The following is a 23,352-nucleotide window of genomic DNA, read 5'->3' on the forward strand; positions in this document are numbered from 1 at the left end:
TCGCCTTTTATTCTCTCGCGAATCACCCGCTCCACGGCAACCGCCTCGCTTCCTGCAAGCACCGGTTGCTCATTTACCACCCCTGAGAAAGAGGACCCACATCGTGTCTACCATTGCGTGGAGCGTTGCAGATGCCATGATGGAGTTCGTCTTCCAAAACACAAACCCATATCCTAATCCGGCAATAGTGGCTACCCCGGCGTACGGCCAGTTCGGGACGTCAAACCCTAACGCCCTTTTATTCACATGCGCCAGTCCAAACACTACAGACGCAATAACCAGTGCCCCAATTGGATGAAGGCGATGCCGGAGAAGATTCTGAATCGCACCGCGAAACAGTATTTCTTCGACCACTCCGATGCTGACAAAGATCATCGGAACAGCTACTAATATCGCGACTGGAATGGCCATGGCCATAGGTAAACCAAGAGGATTGGGGCTCACCACCTTGGCGATCCCCCATGTGGTCAGCCCGGTAGAGAGCGTAATCAACAACAGCGTGACGCTGAGAACTCCGAAGGTTGCTGCCGTCGGGAGCAGATCGGACTTTTTAAAAGATAGATCGCACTTCAGATCAAATCTTCTCCACCCCGACAGGGCAATGAGTGTATAAATGACAGCCGCGTACACGCCTAACGGCAGAGCGGTGGGCCGGGTGCTACCGATTTGCACCCGAAGCCAATTCGTGTCCACAATCTTCAACTCAATTAGCAACCAGATCCACAGCGCTACGGCAAAATTAATCACCAGGTCTCTTCCGGTGAATGTCTCGTCGGATTTTGGTCCGGTCAGGTAGAGCAGCAATGTCGGCACTCCAAAATATGCCGCCAACAGTGCGAATTGATTGAAGCCCCACTGATCGACCGCTATGCTCACTATGCTGTAGTACGCCAGCATGAGAAATGGGAGCCACCAGATGCGAAGAGGCTTTTCCGCAAGCCAAGCGCCTAGGCCTCCTCGAGTTGATTTTTTCATCATCGCGATGAGCGTCACTGCCAGCATGACGATGCCGATGATGACCACTGCGATCCCCATTCAGGAACCTCCCATAGTCTCAGCGCTCTCTACATACGCGCCTTTATAACAGCCTCGCCGAGGCTCTTTCAAGCGAATTCTGTTTACTTGGCCAGGCCCCTTCACTACAATTCTTCTAATGCAGGTAACTACTCAAGGTGTTTAGGCTGAAGGCTGAAGGCTGAAGGTTCTAAATTATCTCGCAAGGCACGAGTCGAGCCATTCAAGATCTTTTCGGAGTTTTCTTTGATCACGCATGACTTACCCCTAAAAGCCTTCAGCCTTCAGCCTATCCACCTGAGTAGTTTCTAATGCAGGAAGAACTCCCCATGACTCACGACACATCACCGGCAGCTATCGCGATGGCTGAGCAGATTGCGGAACTCCAGGAGCGGGTTCTGGATGATGCGCTAGGGCCTCGAGGGCACCCACGATCGTCTGAAGCGCCATGGGCCTGCCGCTGCGGAGCCCGAACGGGCTTCGCCCGGAGGGGGGGGCGCCATCAACTTCTTCGTACCGACTCCGGAGCGGTTTCGATCACGCTGTACGTAGTACGCTGCTCTAGTTGTCGCGCTGTTTTCTCGCCATTTCGCCAGCTTATCGAGTTGGCATCGCACGGCGATCGACCGGAGGAGATCCTGAAGCATTTACGGTCGCTACCGCCTCTTCGACTCCACTCAGGACAGGCCCTTCGACCAGGCTCAGGACAGGTCTTGACTAAAGACCTCGATGACTCCAAGACCTCACCTCCACGTCGCGCCGATGTGGCGATCGCTCTCACCAGACGGCTGCGCCCCTTCTCCCTGATCGATCGATACCTGCTGAGAGAGATGGCAGCCTCCTTCGCACTCGGACTTGCGACCTTTACCTTCGTGCTGCTGATGGACCAGATGATGCGCTTAATGGATCTGATCATCAATAAGGGGGCTCCCGTTTGGGTCGTACTTCGTCTCATCTTCTACGTCCTCCCCTTTTCTCTCACGGTGACGATCCCAATGTCCGTGTTGTTAGCCGTCCTGGCCACGTATGGCCGCGTCTCGTCCGAGGGGGAGGCGATAGTACTTAAAACAAGCGGCCTCAGTTTGTACCGCCTTATGGCGCCAGCGGTTCTCTTCGGCATCGTTGCCACGCTCGCCACCCTTTGGATCAGTGCCCTTGTTCAGCCCGACAGTACAAGGGCCTCCAAGACGTTGATTCATCAACTCTACCAGACGAAGGCGCTCACGTCACTTGAGGAAGGGGTATTCAACACCGAGTACCAGGGGCTTGCGATCTACGTAGATCACTTGAAGAAACAGGACGGGACGTTTCAAGGCATCCTGGTCATCGATCGCAGGAGCCAGACCGACCAGCATCTCATTATCGCTCAGGAAGGCAAACTGCTCACGAGGAATGGTGAGGCAGACACACTGATCGGGCTCCAAGTGTCGAATGGAAATCTCCATATCAGCTCCCGCGACGATCCAGGCCGGTATCGAAATCTCGATTTCGAAACCTACGATCTTCAGGTCCCGGCTAGCGACACCCTCGCTGAGGCGGCGGGGCGAGTAAAGCAAGGCAAAGAGATGAATCTCGGGGAGCTGCGAGCGCAGATTGCACGGCTCGAAAAGGACGGAGACAAGGCTGCTTGGCCGCTGCAGGTAGAGCTACACAAGAAATTCTCTCTCCCGATTGCCTGCCTCATCCTAAGCGCGATAGGCGCCCCGCTCGCGATTCGCATCAAGAAGGCGAGCCGCGGCGTCAGCCTTGCCCTAAGCGTGGCTATTGCCGTGTTCTACTATATCTTGCTGGCAACCGGCGAGAGCCTTGGATCCCGGGGGCAGATCGAGCCCGCCCTCGGCGTATGGTTCCCGAACCTCACCATAGGCATCATCGCAATCAGCTTGGTTCTTGCGGAGGGCCGCGAGGCCTTTCTACCCGCCAGGCTTCGAACGGCTATTAGAACTCTGATGGTATTCCTTTCGCGGGCCATCTCACAGCAGAAGACCGCGAAACCGGATAGGTATCTAACGTAGGGGCAGGACTTGCCCTGCCCAGAAGGGCGCAGCAAGCAGCGCCCCTACATTGCCGCTGAATACTGCCATGCGAATTCTGGATCGTTACCTTGTGAGAGAGTTTCTGGGGACGTTCGTCTTCTCGCTGGTAGTCCTCCTCGCGCTCTCCGCTATCGTTGACCTGTTCGACCGCCTGTCCCGCTTCCTCGACGTTTCCGGTATGGTGGTTCTCCAGTACTACGTCCATAGGCTGCCATGGTTCGGATTCCAGGTCATGCCGGTGGCGGTGCTTCTCGCCGCCCTATTCAGCCTTGGGAGAATGGTTCGGCACAACGAATTACTCGCCATGAAGATGGGTCATCTAGGTTCCTTGCGCATCATAGCTCCGCTTTTGGTCCTCGGCCTCGTGGTGAGCCTTGCGGCACTGGTCCTAGGTGAGTCGATAATCCCTCAAATGAACGAACGCGCGCTGAACACGTATCGAGTCAAGGTGCAGAAGGTCTCCCCCTTTCAGCGGACCAGGGACAACGATATCTGGTACCGGGCCAAGGGTAACCGGTTTTTGCACATCTCGCTACTGGAGGTGGCATCGGGTAACATCCATGGGCTGACCATCTTTGAACTCTCACCGGATTTCAGGCTACTGAGAAGGGTCGATGCAAAGGAGGCCCGATGGCAAGACGGGCGGTGGTGGCTTCGGGATGGCGAAATCTCCTGGACCAGGCCTGATGGGAGATATCAAGTCGATCCGTTTACGAACATTACGATTGATCTCGAAGAAACGCCCATGGATCTTGCCCAGGTCGTGCGGGAGCCTGAAGAGATGAGCTCTGCGGAGCTTCGGGAGTATATCGAGCGGCTCGCCAAAAGTGGGGTGAACTCTGTGCGGTATCAGGTAGACCTGGCTGCAAAGAGCTCTACAGCATTCGTGAGTGTCGTGATGGCCCTCATCGGGATCGCATTCGCCCTCCGTACCGGCAAGCGAGGCGTGATGGCCTGGTCGGGCGCCTGCGTGGTGGTAGCCGTATGTTACTCGATCCTCAACTCCCTCAGTATTTCTCTCGGGCGAGGCGGCGTCCTGCCCCCGATAGTTGCGGCGTGGCTTCCCAACGCCCTCTTCACCGCTGCCGGTCTCAGCTCCGTACTCACGATCAAGAGCTAATAGCGATCAGCTCTCAGCTGCTGAAAGCTGATCGCTAACAGCTGAACGCTGCCCTTTATGTGGCCAATATTGCCTTGACCTGCAAGTCCTTTGCTGCTTATACTTCCCCGTCAGAAGCAATACCTTATCAAGCAAATGAAATTCCCCTCACCGCGTTCCGCGCGGCCGGTGAGGGCTAAAAAAGGGGCGCCTCGCACTCTTTATAAAAAGGAAATGAACATGCCGACGTTAGCAGAAAAAAATCTATCCTCTTCGCCTGATTTCAAGGTGGCGGATTTGTCCTTGGCCGATTTTGGTCGCAAAGAAATTGACATTGCTGAAAAAGAAATGCCCGGCCTGATGGCGGTGCGTGAGAAGTACGGGAAATTGAAATCTCTCAAAGGCGTCCGTGTAACCGGTTCGCTGCATATGACCATTCAAACAGCCGTGTTGATCGAAACCCTGGTCGACCTGGGTGCGGATGTTCGCTGGGCCTCTTGCAATATCTTTTCAACCCAAGACCATGCAGCGGCAGCCATTGCCGTGGCTGGAGTTCCCGTATTCGCCTGGAAAGGTGAAACCTTGGAAGAATATTGGGACTGTACTTTTAAAGCTCTGGTTCACCCTGGCAAAAACGGTGAGGTCCTGGGACCCCAGCTCATTGTAGATGATGGTGGCGATGCCACCTTACTCATTCATTGGGGAGTCAAGGCCGAAAAAGACGCGTCTTTCCTGGATCGAAAACCGGAGAACGAAGAGGAAGGCTGTATTCTCAACTTGTTGAAAAACACTTTGAAGTCCTATCCGGGTATTTGGACCCGCATAAGCAAAGACTGGAAAGGGGTTTCGGAGGAAACCACCACCGGCGTCCATCGTTTATACCAGATGATGGAAAAAGGGGAACTTTTGGTGCCGGCCATTAATGTGAACGACAGTGTCACCAAGAGCAAGTTCGATAATTTGTACGGATGCCGAGAATCATTGGCCGATGGCATCAAACGCGCCACCGATGTGATGATCGCAGGTAAAGTGGTGGTCGTGGCCGGCTACGGAGATGTGGGCAAGGGTTGCGCGCATAGTATGCGCAGTTACGGGGCCCGCGTTATCGTCACTGAGATTGATCCCATCAACGCCCTACAAGCGGCGATGGAGGGCTTTGAAGTCACCGTTATGGAAGACGCCGCCAAGATGGGGAATATTTTTGTAACCGCTACCGGTAACGTGGATGTCATTACCGCGGCTCACATGGTGACGATGAAAGGGGAAAGTATCATTTGCAACATCGGGCATTTCGACAGCGAAATCGATGTGGCCGGGTTGAAATCCCTTCCGGGTGTGCAACACGTCAACATCAAGCCCCAGGTGGATAAATATGTCCTTCCAAATGGGAATAACCTCTATCTTTTAGCAGAAGGACGTCTTGTCAATCTGGGTTGTGCCACGGGTCATCCCAGTTTCGTCATGTCGAATTCATTTACTAACCAAACCTTGGCCCAAATCGACCTTTGGAGCAACCCGCGGCCCATAGGTGTTTACACCTTACCTAAAAAGCTGGATGAGGAAGTCGCTCGACTGCATTTGGAAAAACTGGGAATCAAACTAACCCGGTTGAGTCCCAAGCAGGCTAAATATATCGGAATCTCTCCGGATGGTCCCTATAAGCCAGATCATTATCGTTATTAAGCGGCAATTGGATTGCCGCTAGGCTTCTAGCCCTTTGAATCCTATCTCTTTTCGGGGATAGGATTTTTTGTTGGTTTTAGATCAAGCCCTCGTGAGGGATTACAGATCGAAGCTATTCAAAAGTGAGCCGTCTGGCTCCCCTCGACCCGTCGCCGGCGTCCAAACTCTGTCCATGCTCGGTCCATACATGGTTCAGCAGTGCTTCTTTTGAGGATGCGTTCCGATCAAATCCACCACCCATTCCGATCGATGATCGCCGGTTGCCTCGCGAGCAGGATGCCGGTCCAAGACGCCTCGATTTAGGGTAGTGAACCAAGCGTGGGGGGAGACAGGGCACTGTGACCAATGCAGGAGACTCAAGATTACGGGGGTGTAATCTACACCCTACACGGTGGCAGGCGCGGGGGATTCCCGCAAGCGCCGTTCACCTACGCTCTGGCGCCTAACGGCGTGATCTGCCGCGAGTGTAACGAGCTAGCGCGCCAAGTTGTTGGGCTGTAATTCTTGGTCTCATCCTATTCGTTCCCAGAGACCGCTGACGTCTGCACCGTTGCAATACAAATGGTTAGTTGATGAGAAACAGTTTAATGGTGTATTCATAAATAATTGCCGCAACGATAGAGGCACAGATGCCGAATATGAATTGCATCATGATCGATTTCTCTTTCTCTTGTTTCTCCATCTGCCTATTCCCTTTCGCTGTCAACGCGAGAATGCTTTGCATTCGAAACACTCTTAGGTACAGTGCGGTCAACATATAGGCAACCAGATAGAGAAGTACGAACCTAAAGTATGAGTACGCCCAATGTATATTCTGCATTGCCTGTATCTGTTGAATCATCGCCTTCGTATTGTAGGTGAGCTTTTCTGATTTTTCGTCTCGGTCATAGTAGCCAGACACCCACTTGTCAATGACTCCATGGTACTTTGAATTAAAGCGTCCTGCTTCCTGGAGCCCCGAGATAATGGCTCTCGGCTCATACTTCAAATCGCGAAGCAGAAAGAACTGAAGAAGGAGACTTGGATCTCGGTCACTCCTGTTGTCTATCAATACTTCTGCAACATCAAAAATAAACTCATCTCGCACTTTTAGCGGATTGAGCATGTCCTTTTTTTGGATAAGCATGTAAATGCCTCCAACAATAATAAATAGGATGCAGGCAACGGCAATAGTATCCAAGATGCCAAAACTCTTCAAAGATCGTAGGGTCTTGTACGCGAGTGAGTAGCGAATTACTATTTTGCCTATGTGCTCTTCAAACAGTCGCAATACTTCTGCGGCCCAGACCTGGTTTGTATGTTCAACTCTCACCGTAATAGAACCCACGCGCGAAAACAATCTAGCCGTTTCAAAAAAGACCGATACTTTTTGTTGTTGAACAGTGTTCATGTCTGGCGTCTTAAACACAAAATTCCAGCACATGTCGAACGATTGCACCCCTATGTCCCTGTGCTCGCTATATTTTTCAATCGCTTCAAATGTATTGATTGTTCTGTTGGTGTTGTCATCATAACGTATGACAGCTGTTACTAACGACGTCATTATGAACTGTTCTTTAGCTATTTTTTGTTCCAGCAGATGGTGAAACTGCAGCAAGTCCTCGATTCGTACAATGAAATCATTATCGAATGTCTTACTCAAGGTTTCTCTGGCACCAAGAAACCCAAAAAGAAACTCCGCGAACTTCCCTTTTTTCAATATCAGCGTTACATCGCTATCCCCGTCTTGCCGTAATGTTGCTATCTCCGGATCGGTAGCCTCCCCTTTAGGCGTTATGCCGCTTTGTTGCGCCATGAGTTCCTCCTAGTTAGAACTACCTAATCCGGCGCAAGACTTGACCAGATTGCAATATAATCTGGCTCGCATCCCGCCGGAAGAGCCCCCGTAACCTGTTCGCCACGCGGTCCAGAGAATTGGCGGACGTCTTCTGAAAACAGTATGGCCCTTCAGGAGTCATGATGCCCCAGAGGGCCATAGCGGTCTTCGCCTTCGGCGTGATGCCGGTTCCGGCTAGGCGCAGGTTCCCACCACTTGCCATGTCTGTCTCCTCACCCTTGACAAAAGAGGGTAGAACCAAGTAGCCAACTGTAGCATGTAGCTTACTTGGGTGTCAAAGGAAGCATGAGCCGTCTTGGGGGCCAACCCGCGGAGTTGGCAGTGCAGGTTACAACCACAAACCTACACCACGATCGGAACGCCTGGCCGAGCTCAATCGGAAGAGGTGGCCGGTTTACGACCGGAATGGGTGGCGCAGTGGGCGTACGCATCTTGTCGAGGCAGAGGTTGACGAGCCGTACGAACTACATGGCCAGAACAGGAGATGCTTGCACGTATGGTAGCGCGTGCGGGCGCGGATGTCTGGCTCGGAAGGCGGGGTGAAGCGACTAGATTGACGCGGCTCACAGGCTCGAACGGAGGAAAGCCTTGGAACAGTGCAGGCACGCATCCTCGACCTCGACGCCGAGCGCGACCTTGGGGAGTTTGCCATGCACGGCCTGGCGGGCGGAGTCAGCGCAGCTCTCAGGTGCGTTACTTCACGATCTCCAGCAGTTCCACCTCGAAGACCAGCGTGGCGCCCGGCTTGATTTTCGGGGGCGACCCCCGGACGCCGTAGGCCGCGTCGGCAGGGCAGACCAGCTTGGCCTTACCGCCGACCTTCATGGTGGCAACGCCTTCGGTCCAGCACTTGATCACGCCGTTGAGCGGGAAGGTGGCCGGTTGCCCACGCTGCACGGAGCTGTCGAAGACGGTGCCGTCGATCAGGGTGCCAGTGTAGTGCACCTTCACCGTGTCGCTGGCCGCGGGCGAGGGTCCGGTGCCAGGCTTGAGCGTGGTGACGATCACGCCCGAGGCCGTCTTGGTCACCCCCTTCTCGGCGGCGGCCTTGTCGAGGAACGACTGGCCCTGCTTCTTCTCGACGGCAGCGGTGGCGGCCTGACGCGACGCCTGCAACTCCTGGACCTTGCTAGTGTACGCGAGCAGCTCGACCTTCCGCGTCCGATTCAGGACCCCGTCGGCGAGACCTGACTTCACCAACTCCAGCTCGGCCTCGCTGAGATTGAACGAGCCGAGACTCTGGCTGAGCGCGAGCCCTAGGGCGTAAAATGTCTTCTGCTCCTCAGTCTTCAGCTCCTGGCCCCTGACGACGCCGGCCGCGCCGACGGTCATCAGGAGGGCGACGATGCACGCGACGATTCGATGCATGAGGGAATTATGCTCCCAGTCTGCCGGCCTCTTTTTTTAGATCCTCAGCCTTATCGGTCCGCTCCCACGTGAAATCAGGTTCTGTGCGACCGAAATGGCCATAGGCCGCAGTCTGCTTATAAATTGGGCGTCGAAGATCAAGAGCCTTGATCATCCCGGCCGGGGTCAACTCAAAGTGGGGACGGACCATTTTCATCAACTCTTCATCCGGGATCATCCCTGTCCCCTTGGTGTCCACCAACACCGACACTGGGTCGGCGATGCCGATCGCGTAGGCCAGTTGAATCTCGCACTTTTGGGCCAAGCCGGCCGCTACGAAATTCTTCGCGATATACCTGGCATTGTACGACGCAGATCGATCCACCTTCGTCGGGTCCTTACCAGAGAAGGCGCCGCCTCCGTGACTCCCGACTCCGCCATAGGTGTCCGCGATCAGCTTCCGGCCGGTCAGCCCAGTATCGCCGTGGGGCCCGCCGATCACAAAGCGGCCGGTTGGATTGATGTGGTAGGTAATCAGGTCCAAGTCCACCAACTCCCTGGGGAGGACCGGGAGGATCACCTGCTCAATGACGTCTTCTCGGATCTGCTTTAACTGGACCTCCGCGCTATGCTGAGTGGAGATAACCACAGTATCGATGCGATGCGGCTTCCCATCGACGTATTCGACCGTCACCTGCGATTTGCCATCCGGTCGAAGGTAATCCAAGATCCCCGTACGACGGACCTCTGCCAGGCGCCTGCAGAGCTTGTGGGCCATCATAATCGGAATCGGCATCAACTCAGGGGTCTCATCGCTGGCATACCCGAACATCAATCCCTGATCGCCCGCCCCCTGGACGTCAACTCCCAGCGCGATATCGGGAGACTGCTCCTGAATTGCGCTGATGACGCCGCAGGTCTCGTAATCAAAGCCGTATTTAGCCCTCGTATAGCCAATGTCCCGGATCGTCTCGCGGACTACCTTTGGGATGTCCACATAACACTTGGTGGAAATCTCCCCGGCCACAAAGGCCAAGCCAGTCGTGACCAGCGTTTCGCAGGCCACGCGGCCATAGGGGTCCTGCGCGAAGATGGCGTCAAGCACGGCATCAGAGATCTGGTCGGCAATTTTATCAGGGTGACCCTCAGTCACCGATTCCGACGTGAACAGATAGTGCTTGGGCATAAATCGACCCTCCTCCCCTTCCAAGTTTTGAGTTTTGAGTTTCGGGTTTTGAGTCACATTCTACGGAGAACTCGAAGCATAGGTGTTCAGATCGGTCACTGTAACACGCCTCTCCTGCTTGTCAAGAAAAAGCCTCTGCCATGCCGCCCCTACTTCGGAGTCGACCCTCGCCTTTCGATGAACTCCTCCCATCGGCCCTGGGCCTTCAGGATCAGATCGATCACCTCCCGGACCGCGCCACGGCCACCGGCCTGCGTGGTCACATAGGCGACCCTTGCTCTCACCTCCAGGGCGGCATCAGCCGGCGCCGCAGAGAGGCCGACCCGACCGAGCACGAGGAGGTCGTTCAGATCGTCACCGACGTATGCCGCCGCCTCATCGGTCAGACCGTACCGCTGAAGGAGCATCTCGTAGACTTCGAGCTTGTTCAGGATACCCTGGTGGATCTCAGGAATGCCCAACTCCTTCGCGCGGTGGGTAACCGCCCCAGACACACGTCCCGTCAGGATCGCAGTCAGCAACCCCGCTCGTTGGGCCATGCGAAGACCCAGGCCGTCTCTCACGAAGAAAGCCTCGGTCTCCACCCCTGCCGCGTTGTAGAAGACCTGTCCGTCGGTAAGCACGCCATCGACATCCATGATAAGCAGACGAATCGCCTTTGCCTTTTCCTGGAGCCTCAGATCAATAGACATGGGCATTCCTTAGAAAATAGCGTTCAGCTTTCAGCGGTCAGCTATCGGCTCTTCTGGTACGTCCCCTGTTTTGTCTAAGCGTCATCGCATCTATTGCGTCTCTGGGTTCTGAGCCGTAGCCGTAGGTCGGGTTAGCGTAGCGTAACCCGACAACGCTCGGCTGAGCGCCGATTGCCGATCGCTTCGTAACTACTCAGGTGTTTAGGCTGTAGGCTGAAGGCTGTTAGTCGTTGCGCACGGACTGAATCAAGGCGCACTTCATCGGCCAGTTCAAACGCTCTGAGCTTGGCATGATCTCGCATGGCGCGTTCCTACAGTCTAAAAGCCTACAGTCTATCTACCTGAGTAGTTACATCGCTTCTATACCACCCCGGCCCTCAGGAGGTCGTGCAGGTGGATGACCCCCTCTGGTCTCCCTTCGGGATCTACGATCAGCAGGGAGGTGATCGCGTGCCGCTCCATGACCTCCAGCGCCCTGGCCGCGAGGGCATCCTTGTCGATGGTCTTGGGGTGAGACGTCATGCAGTCTCTGACCTGCCGCTGCAACAGATCGATACCTTCCTGGAGCATCCGTCTTAGGTCGCCATCGGTGATGATTCCGGTGAGGATCCCGGCCTCGTCCACCACAGCGGTCATTCCGAACTGCTTTCGCGAAATCTCGGTAAGCGCGTCACGCATGAGCGTACCCTGCGCGATGACAGGAAGCTGCTCACCAACGTGCATGAGGTCCTGCACCCGCCATAACAGCCGCCGTCCCAAGCTACCGGCCGGATGCAAGAGCACAAAGTCTGCCTCGGTGAAACCGCGCTGCTCGAGCAGAACTACGGCAAGAGCATCGCCCATCGCCAGGGCTGCGGTGGTGCTAGCGGTTGGAGCCAAGGCCAGCGGGCAGGCTTCTTTCGCCACGCTCACATCGATCGCAACGTCGCACTGTCCGGCAAGGGTGGAGGTGGAATCGCCAACCAGCGCGATCAGCATGAGGCCTAGCCGTTTGATCGCGGGGAGCAAACCTACGATTTCATCCGTCTCGCCGCTGTTCGAGATCGCGATGACAACATCGCCACGGACCAGCATCCCCAAGTCGCCATGCCCCCCCTCAGCGGGATGGAGGAAGAACGCGGGGGTTCCGGTGCTGGCCATGGTGGAGGCAATCTTCTGAGCAATCGATCCGGACTTACCCATGCCGGTTAGTACGACCCGGCCCCGGCAGTCCCGGAGGATCTCGACAGCCCGGTCGAACCGCTCATCTAGCTTCGGGATCAAGGCCAGGATCGCCTCGGCCTCAATCTGCAGCACTTGTCGCCCTCGATCGGCAATCATGGAATTTCGGTCCGCTCTAACAGAGGTCCGAGCATCCGATCCACGACAGGGATCACCTCGTCAAGCCCGATCAACTGTATTGTGCTCACAAGGATCCTCCTCGGCTCCCCAATCCCCAAGGCAGCCGCCACCGCTCCCCGTCCGGTGTCATCCGGATATCCACGAGATCCAGCCACCATTCCCAGCCTTCTGCCTCTCTTGTTCCGCATCGACGCTCACCGCTAAGGCCATCAGCACCCAGAAAAGGTGGGCCATGCCTCCTGCGAAGATGTGATCAAACAGGTTGCTGACGATTACCCCTACAACGACCATCCCCAGGCCGAGTAGAACCGCCTGTCCGAATCCATCGGAAGCCTTGGCCATTCTCCCCATTGTTGCCCTGAGCGCGGCGGAAAAGATCCACAATAGCAGAATCAGACCCGGGAACCCGGTCCCAAGAGCAGCCTCAATATACAGATTATGAGGGTGGTTGGCTTCTTTTAATTCCGGCGCATCCTCATAGACCATGGCCATAGCCTTTCCGCCGTATCCTATCCCCATCAGCGGATGCTTCGAAAGCTCCTGGACGGCCAGTCCAGAGGTCTTGAGTCGAGCCACCAAAGTGTAAGGATTCAGCGTATCAGCGCTCGGGCTCAACGAAAGAGTGCTACTTCTTGATGCGAGGAGCAGCAGGCCTACCAACCCCACGAGGATGGTCCCCCCAACCAGGATCAGGTATAGCCGCCTTCGCCCAGCCCACCCATATACAAACAGCTCGGCCAGGAGGGCCACCCATGCTCCCCTCGTGTACGTGAGAAAAAGCGCAACACATGAAAGCACACACGTCATGCGAAGGAACAGCCTGGCCCACCGATCTTGCTGCACCATTGTAAGGCACAGCAGAATCGGAATGGTCAAAATCAGATAGGTGCTCAGCCAATGGAAATCCGGGGTCAACGAGTTGGCTCTCACTGCCCTGTGGGCTACACTCCCCTGCTGAATCAGGAAAAACTTGAGGATACCGTAGCTGCTGACCACGAACGTGGTGAGCACGATGGCAGAGAGCAGCCTTCGCACCGATTGCCTATCCCGCACCTGATTTACGACGAGATAGAAAATGAGTACGCTCACTATGAGCTTCAGCAACTCTCCCAGGCTATACAACAGATGAGCGGCCGTGATGAGGGTAAAAGCGATCCAGGCGATGTAGGCCGCGAGCGGCACATCCAGTGAGGTCCTCCGCAGGCTAAAATCCCTTGCAACGAGCATGTGTAAGACCCAGGCAACAGCCAGACCGGCGAGGAGGGCGCCCTTCAAGGGCCGCAGTAAGGCCGACGGCATCAGGAAGATCAGTAACACGAGGCCGTATCGAAGTGCGATCGCTGAGTACGCCAGATACCGATCCCTCCACTCGAAATGTTTTCCTCCCGATACCTCCCACATCTCTTCCTTGCTCATATAAGATCCGCCATCGTTACCTCAGGCCCGAGCAAGCTGAGTGTTGTACAATCGACGTAACTACTCAGGTAGATAGGCTGAAGGCTGAAGGCTTTTAGGGGTAAGTCATGCGTGATCATACAAAACTCCGAGAAGATCTTGAATCTACTGGGGGTTCATTCCCCGCGGATTGCCGCGGGGTAGTTCATTGGCTCGATTCGTGCCTTGCGAGATAATTTAGAACCTTCAGTCTTCAGTCTTCAGCCTAAACACCTGAGTAGTTACCAATCGACAATAGACCCCACCCTGCGCCATCAGCTCCGCGTGCGTCCCTTGCTCGACACAGCACCCACCGTCCAGTACCAGAATCTTGTCGGCTCGAATCACGGTAGAAAGCCGGTGCGCAATCACAAAGGTGGTCCGATTCTGCATCAGCCGATCCAGCGCCTCCTGGACCAGGCGCTCCGACTCCGCATCAAGGGCCGACGTGGCTTCATCCAAGATCAGGATGGGCGGGTTCTTCAGGATGGCCCTCGCGATGGCGATCCGTTGTTTCTCTCCACCTGATAGACGCACCCCCCGTTCGCCAATCCTGGTCTCGTACTGCGCCGGGAGCGCCTGAATGAACTCCTCAGCGTTGGCGATCCTGGCTGCCTCCACGACTAGACCTGGATCCACGTCACGCTGCCCATAGGCGATATTATTAAAAATCGTGTCATCGAATAAGATCGTCTCCTGGGTTACGATCCCCATCTGCGCGCGCAACGACGAAAGGGTCGCCAGTGTGATATCGACCCCATCGATGGCGATGAGCCCCTCTGTCGGATCGTAGAAGCGCGGGATGAGGTTGACCATGGTGCTCTTACCGGTCCCGCTGCTGCCGACGACCGCCACGATCTCACCAAGCTTGGCCCCGAAACTGATGCCGTGCAGTACAGTCCGGTCGGGGTCATAGGCGAAGGAGACGTTATGGAATCGAACCCCTTCCTGCATCCGTGGAAGCGTCACAGCATCGGATCGCTCCACCAGATCAGAACGGAGGTCCATGAGCTCGAAGACCCGTACGGCGCCTGCCATTCCGCGCTGAATGTTGTTATTGATCTGGCTGATTCGCTTGACGGGTTGATAGAGGGAGGTCAGTGCCCCAAGGAAAGCCATGAACGCTCCAGGGGTCAAGCTTTTGGAGAGCACGAGATAGCCGCCGACCCAGATCGCAACAACAATGCCCACGGATCCGAGGACCTCAAGAACCGGCGAGGTAAGCGCGTCAACCTTGACGATGCGTATGACGGCCTTGAAGACTCGCTCGCTGGCGTGCCGATACCGTCGCCGCTCATACTCTTCCATGCCAAAGGCCTTGACGATCCGAACCCCGGAAATAGTTTCCTGCAGGATCGTATTCAGCTCGGCGCGCCCCTCTTGGACCAGTGTGCCTCTGCGACGGATCTTGGAACCAAACTTTACAATCGGCAGGATCGCCACCGGTAAGACGAGCAACGAAAGGAGAGCGAGCTGCCACTTGATCAGAAACAGCAGCACGATGAGCCCGATAATGTTGAACGGCTCCCTGAGAGCGTTACGGAAGAGCTCGGTCGACGCGTCCCCAAGGCTTTCTACGTCAGAGTTGAGGCGGGACATAATCTCGCCTGTTGAGCGACGAGTGAAAAAGCCAAGGGACAGCACGTGCAGATGCGCATACAGACTGTTTCGAATGTCTCGCTGGATCCCTTCGGCCACGTATCGCAGTTGCAGTTGCTGGATGTAGAGAAGTACGCCTTTGGCCAAAAAGACGAGGAAGAGGGCCCCTCCGATAAAGGTGAGGATATTGATTCGATGAGCCTGCAGGAGCGTCTGAAGCTGGACCAGCCGCTGTCCAAGCACGGCCCTGATCGGATCCGGAAGGCTAATCCCTGCCACACCGCCCTCTGCGGCGAAAAGACCGTCGAAGATCGGCTGGAGTGAACCGATGGAGACCGCATTGAGTATGGCGATGAGGACAAGGGAGGCGATAGCAAGGATGACCCGTGCCCGGTAGGGGTAGGCGTACCGGAGCACGCGAAGGAATTGTTGTAGGGGTGTTTGCATCTGGAGAACAGCCTTCAGCTATCAGCGGTCAGCTTTTAGCTTCTGAACTGATGGCTGGTTTATATACGGCGCTACTACCTGCTGAACCTCTAGCAACTGGGTTAGAAGTTCCGGAAGTGCGTCAAGTTGGAGCATGTTGGGGCCGTCGCTGGGCGCATTGGCAGGGTCGGGATGGACCTCCATGAAGAGCCCGTCGACCCCTGCCGCTACAGCGGCTCGCGCAATGTAGGGAATAAATTGAGACTGCCCTGAAGAGGCATCGCCCGCACCGCCAGGTAGTTGCAAGCTGTGGGTGACATCGAACAGGACGGGGTAGCCGAAGCTGCGCATGACCGGGAGCGAACGGATGTCTACCACCAGGTTGTTATAGCCGAAGCTGCTTCCCCGTTCTGTCAGCACGATCGCCTCCGAGCCGGCCGATTTGAGCTTCTCGACGATATTACCTGCATCCCATGGTGACAGGAATTGTCCCTTCTTGACATTGACCGGCTTACCGGACCTCGCAGCAGCCAGGAGGAGGTCAGTCTGACGACACAAGAAGGCCGGGATCTGAAGAATATCCAGCACCTCCGCCGCAGCAGATACCTGATTCACGTCGTGGACATCGGAGATGACAGGGACGCCCAGCCTCGCCTTCACACGCTCCAGAATGCGAAGCCCCTCCTCCAAGCCCGGGCCGCGAAATGAACGGCCTGACGACCGATTGGCCTTATCGTAGGAGGCCTTGAGGATGAAGGGAACCCGGCACGCTTCACATACTACCTTGATCGCCTCGCCAATCCTGAGCAGGTGATCCTCGCTCTCGATGACGCATGGACCAGCCACTAGGAGAAGCGGCGCTCCGCCACCAAGCGTAAGTTCGCCGATCCGTACCTGTTTTGTGAGTGCCATTGGGTTTAGGGTTTAGGGTTTAGGGTTTAGGGTTTAGGGTTTAGGGTTTAGGGTTTAGGGAGATCCTTCTAGACCCTTTACCCTCTACCCTTTACCCTAGACCCTGCTCTCCTGTCGTACCAGCGAAGCCTTGATGAACTCACGAAATAGCGGGTGAGGTCGCTTGGGACGCGACTTGAACTCGGGGTGGAATTGGCCGCCAACGAACCACGGGTGATCCGGGATCTCGATCATCTCCACCAGCATATCGTCTGGCGAAAACCCACACAGCCGCATTCCGTGGCGCTCCAGGATGTCCCGGTAGTCGTTGTTGACCTCGTAGCGATGGCGGTGACGTTCGCTGATCTCCGTGGTCCCGTAGGCCTGGTAGGCGACAGACGGCACCACAATACGGCACGGATACGCCCCCAGCCGCATCGTCCCCCCCAAGCTGGTGATCCCACGCTGCTCAGACATGAGATCAACGACCGGGTGGGGGGAGTTCAGATCGAACTCGCGGCTATTAGCGCCCTGCAGGCCGCACACGTGCCTGGCAAATTCGACGACAGCGCACTGCATCCCCAGGCAGATCCCGAAGAACGGGATTCGCTCTTCGCGAGCAAAGGCTATGGCCGCAATCTTCCCCTCGACCCCCCGACTCCCAAAGCCCCCCGGAACCAAGATGCCTGCGACATCGCGCAGATGCTCCTTTGGGCCGTCGCGTGCCACCGCCTCCCCATCCACCGCCTTGATGTGGACCTGACAGTCGTTAGCAATGCCGCCGTGTATGATGGCCTCAGTCAGGCTTTTGTATGAGTCTTTGAGCTCAAGGTATTTTCCGACGACCGCGATCGTCACGCTGGCCGTAGATTCCTTCTCCTTCCGAACGATGGCCTCCCAGGCGCTCAGATCGGCCTCGGTCTGTGGCATGCCGAGCATCTGGACAATGATCGCATCGAGCCCCTCACTGCGCAGGACCAGCGGCACCTCGTAGATGCTACCCACATCCTTCGCGGTGATGACCGCCTTTTCGGAGACGTTGCAGAAAAGCGCAATCTTGGCTTTCAGCTCTTTAGGGAGGAGCCGGTCCGTCCGGCATAGCAGGATATCCGGCTGAATCCCGATCTGGAGCAGCTCCTTAACGCTGTGCTGGGTCGGCTTCGACTTCAGTTCGCCGGCCGACGCAAGATATGGAACCAACGTCAGGTGGATATACAGTACGTTCTCTCGCCCGACATCGCCCCTGAACTGCCGGATCGCCTCGAGGAACGGGAGACTCTCGATGTCGCCGACCGTCCCGCCGACCTCAACGATCACCACATCCACGTCCGCCGCCACCCGGTGGATCGCGCGCTTTATTTCGTCAGTGATATGGGGGATGACCTGAACCGTGGCGCCCAGGTAGTCCCCACGCCGCTCCTTAGTGATGACCGAATGGTAGATTTGCCCCGTAGTCACATTGTTGGCCCTGGTCAACACATGGTCGATGAACCGCTCGTAATGGCCCAGGTCAAGATCGGTTTCAGCACCGTCATCGGTGACAAACACCTCCCCATGCTGGAAGGGGTTCATGGTCCCGGGATCTACATTGATATAGGGATCGCATTTCAGTATGGTCACCTTGAAGCCGCGGCTTTCCAGCAAACAGCCGATGGAGGCGGAGGCTAACCCCTTGCCGAGCGATGAGAGCACTCCACCAGTCACAAAGATGAACTTTGTCGCCATCGAATTCCTCTCAAAAGCAAGGTGTTAGGATGTCATGGGTAGGGTGTAGGGTTACGTCGTCATTGCGAGCGACCAACGGGAGCGCGGCAATCTCATCGTCCTTGCAGTGCGAGATTGCTTCGGTCGCCACGCTCCCTCGCAATGACGCCCGGGGGACCTTCTGGGCAATGACACTATTGCTCTCACCCTAGACCCTTTCTTTAAGCGCGTCCAGCAGTTCTTCCCGGCTGATGGTTGCCGTTCCAGCCCTCCCCACCACGACACCCGCCGCATGGTTGGCAATGACAGCCGCCTCTCGCATGGAAGCCCCCGATGCCATAGCCAGGGCAAGGACTGCTAAGACAGTATCCCCCGCCCCCGTGACATCATAGACCTCCTTAGCGACCGCCGGGATGTGCGTTACCCGCCCGTCCTCAAAGAGCGACATCCCCGCCTCTCCTCGAGTCACCAATATGGCCTTGACCTCGAGTTTCACAAGTAGCTCTCTCCCCGCAACGGCAAGGAGATCCTGTTGCCCCCATGCGGGAAGATGGGCGAAGGCCAAGGCCTCGTGATGGTTGGGGGTGATGACTGTGGCCCCTTTGTAGAGGGGGAAGTGATGTACTTTCGGGTCGACAACAACGATTTTCTGGCTACGTCGCGCGAGGGAGAGGATCTGTCGGGCGACCCGCTTGCCGATCACTCCCTTGGCGTAATCCGAGATGAGCACGGCATCGGCATCGGCAAGCCGCTCCGTTGCGAGCTCAAGTACCTGATCCGCCGCTTCCTTCGAGAGATCCGCCGTGCTCTCCCGGTCGAACCGGACGATCTGTTGGCTCCCCGCGACCACTCGGGTCTTGATGGTGGTAGGGCGAGTCCGGTCTACCACCACACCGTCGCTTTTCATCCCGGCAGCTTCAATCTGTTGGATCAGGCGTTCTCCTGGCGGATCGTTACCGACGACCCCTACCAAGGTCGCCATTCCGCCCAAGGAGTGGATGTTGGCGGCGACATTGCCCGCTCCCCCCAGGCGGAAACTTTCGTCCTTCACCTCCACCACTGGAACCGGGGCCTCCGGGGAGAGCCTCGACACGCTCCCCCAGATATACTCGTCCACCATGATATCCCCGAGGACGAGGAGCTGCTTCTTAGGAAAACGGGCCAGAATCTGTTGATATCGAATAGCTACCTCCACTGACAGAGTCTTTCTAACCAATACCCCATGCGCCGGTGGCGCGCCCATGGGCATGAAAGTAGGGGCAGGCCTTGTGCCTGCCCGGATTGGGCGACCACAAGGGTCGCCCCTACGCTGAGGGCGGGAGACTTTCTAGCCAATGCGTATACTCGTCAGACTAGCCGAAGTTGTGGGAAAATTCAACGGCTTTCTCTTGCGCGATGGGTCACCTCCGCCTGATAAAACGCTACGGTCTGGGAGATTCCCTCCTCAAGGAAAATGGTTGGCTCCCAGCCTAACTCTGCCTTGGCTAACGAGGCGTCCAGGCAGATCCTGTCGATCTCTCCGGGTCGTTTCGATGCGGCAATCGGCTCTACCGTAGCCCCCGCCGCCCTACGTACCAACTCAAAGATCTGTCGGTCGCTTACCTCGCGCCCCAGGCCCACATTATAGCTCCGGCCTGAGGCCCGCTTCTCTGTCATTGCCAAGAGGTTCGCCGCGACGATGTCATCGACGTAGACGTAATCCCGGGTCTTGGTGCCGTCGCCGAAAATCGTCGGGCACTCGCCGGCGAGCATCTGCCGGCTAAAAATCGCTACGACGCCGGCCTCTCCAGCAGGATTCTGTCGGGGACCATAGACATTGGCATACCGCAAAATCGTGTAATCCAGCCCGAACCCATCGAAGAGGCGCAGGTACTGCTCTACGGCGTACTTACTCACCCCGTAGACGGACACCGGATGGATCGGATGGAGCTCGTCAACAGGCAGCCGCTGGGGTTCGCCATAGACGGCTCCTCCGGACGAGATGTTAATGAACTTCCTCACCTTGTGGGTAAGGGAGAACTCGAGCAGATTGAGCGAGCCAACGATATTCACGGACGCATCAAACGATGGCTCACTCATCGACCGGCGCAGGTCGGCCTGGGCCGCGTGATGATTGACCACTTCAGGGCGCTCAGTGCGAAACACCTCCTCCAGTGCCTGACGGTCACGGATGTCCACCCGGTAAAAGCGCGCCGAAGGATGGACCTGCTCTCGTTTCCCCATCGAGAGGTCATCTACCACAGCGACCTCATGTCCCCCTTTTACCAAAGCATCTACAATATGCGACCCGATAAATCCGGCCCCACCCGTGACGAGAATTTTCACGTGTCTCCCCTTCTCGGAAGCTCGAGGTAGGGGCAGGGCTTGCCCTGCCCAATATCCGGGGCGCAGCAAGCAGCGCCCCTACCCCAGACGTGTTCACATAGCATTTTTGTGGATGAAGCCCTTCCACAAGCTTAGGCAGAGGATTCTCAGATCGAAGAACAATGACCAGTTCTCAATATAGAACAGGTCACACTCGATTCGTTTCTCGACTGAGGTATCACCCCTCCACCCGTTGACCTGAGCCCACCCAGTGAGGCCGGCTTTCACCTTATGTCGGAGCATATAGCGAGGGATCTGCTTTCGAAACTCCTCTATAAAGACCGGCCGCTCCGGTCGGGGACCAACGAGGCTCATCTCCCCTTTCAGCACATTGAACAATTGCGGCAGCTCATCCAGCGAAGTTCTTCGGAGCAATGCGCCGATCACCGTCCGACGCCCATCACCGCGTGCGGCCCAGACCGGACCGGTGTCATCTTCTGCATCGGTCTGCATCGATCGGAACTTCAGCATCTGGAAGGTCCTACCGTCCAGGCCCATCCGTTCCTGGCGGTAGAGAACCGGACCAGGAGAGGTCAGCTTGATGATAGCCGCGACAAGAAGCAGTAACGGCCCGGTGATCAGGAGGGCCACGCTCGCCAGTACGATATCTATCATCCTCTTGCCGACTAGGCTCCAGCCAAAAGTGGGCGAGTCCTGCAGGCTGATCAGGGGAAGACCGTCGAAATCCTCCACCCCTCCCCGTAAGGTCATGTACTGGTAGAGGTCCGGAACAACGTTGATGTCCGCGATCCCATCCTCCAGGCTTCTAAGGATTCCTTCCATCCGTCCGTAGGTCTCCAGCGGAATGGCGATAAAAATCCTATCGATCGACAGCTCGCCCACTATCTCCCCTGCCTGCTCGTAGGTGCCAAGGGCCGTCAACCCCGCCACCTGTTCCCCCACCATCCTCGGATCGCCGACCAGCAACCCCATGATGTGAAGACCCAACTCCGGGCGCGCATGGATCCTCTCGATGACCTTCCGCGCCAACGCCCCCTCTCCGACAATCAGGATATGGCGGAGGTTATACCCCCTGCGCCTCATCAAACGAAGCCCCTCGCGGAAAACGCTCCTGATCAAGCTGACTGACAGGATGCTGAAGATCCAGAAGTAGAGAATCACCAACCGCGAGACCTCGAACGGCTTGAGAAAGAAGGTCGCCGCGACGAGAATCAAGACCGCGACGGTACAGGCCTTGGCGATATCCCTGACTTCGGCAAGGCGCGATGAGATTCGCCTCGGGCGATACAACCCAAAAGCCTTAAAGGCGACACCCCAGACGATAACGATGAGGCCCAGCAGCAAGAGGTACGGGCGAGCGTCAGGGATACCACGGTAGACGGGAACCAGGCCTAAATAAAAGCGGAAATAGTACGTACCGAGCCAACTGGCGCTGATCGCCAGCAGGTCTGCGAAAAGCATGAGACTTTCGAGGAACTGACTGTGGCGCTTCAGCATGATCGACGGCGTCCCCCACGCTTCCATTCCTCGAAGCGTTCAGCAATATACGTCGCGATCCGTTTTTCGAAAATCGAGCGATCGAATGTAAGGGCATGCGTGCGAAGCGCCTCTGGATCGAACCGATCGGCTGATCGCTCGAACAGGTCGATAGCCTGGATCACCGCCTCAATGGTCTGCTCGTAGAAGAAAATGCCGGTGGGGGCCTCGGGTTTCGGGTTTCGGGTTTCGGGTTTCGGGTTCGCAGACGTTCTTGACTCCAAACTCGAAACTCGAAACTCGAAACTGTTTAACGGGACAACGGTTTCCGTCACCCCACCCTTGCCATACGCGATTACCGGCCGGCCGCTGGCCATGGCCTCAACCGGCAGGATACCAAAATCCTCCTCACCTGGAAATATCAGCGCGCGACAGCGGCTCAGAAGGTCGGCAACCTCGCTGTCCGGACGCCACCCCAGAAATTCGATGGTGGGACCGGCCATGCGCCGCAGTCGTTGGCTCTCCTGACCTTCACCCACGATCACCAGGTGTCGTCGCAGATGGTTGAAAGCCTCAATGGCGAGATCGATCCGCTTATACGGAGCCATGGCTCCGGCCACCAGGTAGTAGTCGTCCGTCCGCTCGGCGATATGAAAGCGCGCGGTCTCGACCGGAGGATAGATCACCTCAGCCTCACGCCTGTAATGGCGTCGGATCCGATCCGCTACATGATGGGAGATGGCGACGAAGTGATCGATCCTGATGTTGACCGCGATATCCCACCGTCGCAAGCGTCCGGCGATAGCGCGTAACATAAGTCTAGACACCGGACCCATTCGGCCAGAGCCCACATAGGCATCCTGCATGTCCCAGATGTAGCGCATGGGGGTGTACACATACGCAATGTGAAGAGCCTCTGGCGGGGGTCTGACCCCCTTGGCCACGCAGTGGCTGCTCGACAGGATCAGATCGTACCCATCGAGTTTGAGCTGCTCGATGGCCCACGGAAATAGGGGCAGATAGTAGCGATAGCGGCTGGCGGCAAACGGCAACGCCTGGATAGCCGACGTCCGGATTCGCCGTTCTTCGATGGTCTTCGATGCGCTTCCCTTCACATGCAGCAGGGTGAAAATATCCGCTCCCGGAAAGAGCTCACAGAGCGCCTCCAGGCATCGCTCTCCCCCCCGCATCCCGGTCAGCCAATCGTGAATCAGCGCAACCTTTGCCTCATCCAACATCGCCGCCTCAACCGGTGGAAATCG

19 protein-coding genes are annotated in these 23,352 nt (G+C 56.6%); 3 read left to right on the forward strand and 16 right to left on the reverse strand.

Features of this window, described 5'->3' with window-relative positions; translation table 11 throughout:
* Positions 1–69: 69 nt before the first annotated feature.
* Positions 70–1,035, reverse strand: a complete 966-nt coding sequence (locus CLG94_RS08790; protein ID WP_107562681.1) for a CPBP family intramembrane glutamic endopeptidase — start codon at positions 1,033–1,035, stop codon at positions 70–72.
* Between the two features lie 308 nt (positions 1,036–1,343).
* On the opposite strand from CLG94_RS08790, the gene lptF reads away from it, so the two are divergent.
* The 3 genes from lptF to ahcY all read left to right on the forward strand — a co-directional run bounded on the left by lptF (position 1,344) and on the right by ahcY (position 5,832).
* Positions 1,344–3,029, forward strand: a complete 1,686-nt coding sequence (lptF, locus tag CLG94_RS08795; RefSeq protein ID WP_161954103.1) for an LPS export ABC transporter permease LptF — start codon at positions 1,344–1,346, stop codon at positions 3,027–3,029.
* 67 nt (positions 3,030–3,096) lie between these two features.
* A complete protein-coding gene (gene lptG, locus CLG94_RS08800; protein WP_107562685.1) occupies positions 3,097–4,170 on the forward strand; it encodes an LPS export ABC transporter permease LptG in 1,074 nt (357 codons plus the stop codon).
* A 219-nt stretch (positions 4,171–4,389) separates the two neighbouring features.
* On the forward strand, positions 4,390–5,832 hold the full coding sequence (ahcY, locus tag CLG94_RS08805; protein WP_107562687.1) for an adenosylhomocysteinase: 1,443 nt from the start codon (positions 4,390–4,392) through the stop codon (positions 5,830–5,832).
* Positions 5,833–6,397: 565 nt separating this feature from the next.
* Here ahcY and CLG94_RS08810 read toward each other — a convergent pair.
* From CLG94_RS08810 to CLG94_RS08875, 15 genes are all read right to left on the reverse strand, one after another.
* The gene (locus tag CLG94_RS08810) at positions 6,398–7,627 is read right to left on the reverse strand and encodes a hypothetical protein (protein WP_107562689.1); all 1,230 of its coding nucleotides are present in this window, start codon (positions 7,625–7,627) and stop codon (positions 6,398–6,400) included.
* 19 nt (positions 7,628–7,646) lie between these two features.
* Positions 7,647–7,871: a hypothetical protein gene (locus CLG94_RS08815; RefSeq protein ID WP_107562691.1), complete on the reverse strand. Its 225-nt coding sequence runs from the start codon at positions 7,869–7,871 to the stop codon at positions 7,647–7,649.
* A 491-nt stretch (positions 7,872–8,362) separates the two neighbouring features.
* Positions 8,363–9,037, reverse strand: coding sequence for an FKBP-type peptidyl-prolyl cis-trans isomerase (locus tag CLG94_RS08820; RefSeq protein ID WP_107562693.1), 675 nt, complete (start codon positions 9,035–9,037; stop codon positions 8,363–8,365).
* A 7-nt stretch (positions 9,038–9,044) separates the two neighbouring features.
* Complete coding sequence (gene metK / locus CLG94_RS08825; protein WP_107562694.1) at positions 9,045–10,202, reverse strand: methionine adenosyltransferase; 1,158 nt, start codon at positions 10,200–10,202, stop codon at positions 9,045–9,047.
* Between the two features lie 149 nt (positions 10,203–10,351).
* Positions 10,352–10,894 (reverse strand): KdsC family phosphatase, encoded by a 543-nt coding sequence (locus tag CLG94_RS08830; RefSeq protein WP_107562696.1) that lies wholly within the window; start codon positions 10,892–10,894, stop codon positions 10,352–10,354.
* Between the two features lie 131 nt (positions 10,895–11,025).
* On the reverse strand, positions 11,026–11,196 hold the full coding sequence (locus CLG94_RS13315; protein ID WP_161954104.1) for a hypothetical protein: 171 nt from the start codon (positions 11,194–11,196) through the stop codon (positions 11,026–11,028).
* A 58-nt stretch (positions 11,197–11,254) separates the two neighbouring features.
* On the reverse strand, positions 11,255–12,214 hold the full coding sequence (locus CLG94_RS08835; RefSeq protein WP_107562699.1) for a KpsF/GutQ family sugar-phosphate isomerase: 960 nt from the start codon (positions 12,212–12,214) through the stop codon (positions 11,255–11,257).
* A gap of 147 nt (positions 12,215–12,361) precedes the next feature.
* On the reverse strand, positions 12,362–13,651 hold the full coding sequence (locus CLG94_RS08840) for an O-antigen ligase family protein (RefSeq protein WP_107562701.1): 1,290 nt from the start codon (positions 13,649–13,651) through the stop codon (positions 12,362–12,364).
* 225 nt (positions 13,652–13,876) lie between these two features.
* Positions 13,877–15,715: an ABC transporter ATP-binding protein gene (locus tag CLG94_RS08845; protein WP_107562703.1), complete on the reverse strand. Its 1,839-nt coding sequence runs from the start codon at positions 15,713–15,715 to the stop codon at positions 13,877–13,879.
* A gap of 21 nt (positions 15,716–15,736) precedes the next feature.
* Complete coding sequence (gene kdsA / locus CLG94_RS08850) at positions 15,737–16,606, reverse strand: 3-deoxy-8-phosphooctulonate synthase (protein ID WP_107562705.1); 870 nt, start codon at positions 16,604–16,606, stop codon at positions 15,737–15,739.
* A 96-nt stretch (positions 16,607–16,702) separates the two neighbouring features.
* Positions 16,703–18,310, reverse strand: coding sequence for a CTP synthase (gene pyrG / locus CLG94_RS08855; RefSeq protein WP_107562707.1), 1,608 nt, complete (start codon positions 18,308–18,310; stop codon positions 16,703–16,705).
* Between the two features lie 187 nt (positions 18,311–18,497).
* Entirely contained in the window at positions 18,498–19,505 is a 1,008-nt protein-coding gene (rfaE1, locus tag CLG94_RS08860; protein WP_239993185.1) for a D-glycero-beta-D-manno-heptose-7-phosphate kinase, read from the reverse strand.
* A gap of 158 nt (positions 19,506–19,663) precedes the next feature.
* Positions 19,664–20,614 (reverse strand): NAD-dependent epimerase/dehydratase family protein, encoded by a 951-nt coding sequence (locus tag CLG94_RS08865; RefSeq protein WP_107562711.1) that lies wholly within the window; start codon positions 20,612–20,614, stop codon positions 19,664–19,666.
* 93 nt (positions 20,615–20,707) lie between these two features.
* Complete coding sequence (locus tag CLG94_RS08870; protein ID WP_107562713.1) at positions 20,708–22,111, reverse strand: undecaprenyl-phosphate glucose phosphotransferase; 1,404 nt, start codon at positions 22,109–22,111, stop codon at positions 20,708–20,710.
* On the reverse strand, positions 22,105–23,328 hold the full coding sequence (locus tag CLG94_RS08875) for a glycosyltransferase (RefSeq protein WP_239993186.1): 1,224 nt from the start codon (positions 23,326–23,328) through the stop codon (positions 22,105–22,107). Before CLG94_RS08875 ends, CLG94_RS08870 begins: the two co-directional genes overlap by 7 nt.
* Positions 23,329–23,352 lie beyond the last annotated feature (24 nt).

This window comes from Candidatus Methylomirabilis limnetica (assembly GCF_003044035.1).
GTDB classification, from domain to species: domain Bacteria; phylum Methylomirabilota; class Methylomirabilia; order Methylomirabilales; family Methylomirabilaceae; genus Methylomirabilis; species Methylomirabilis limnetica.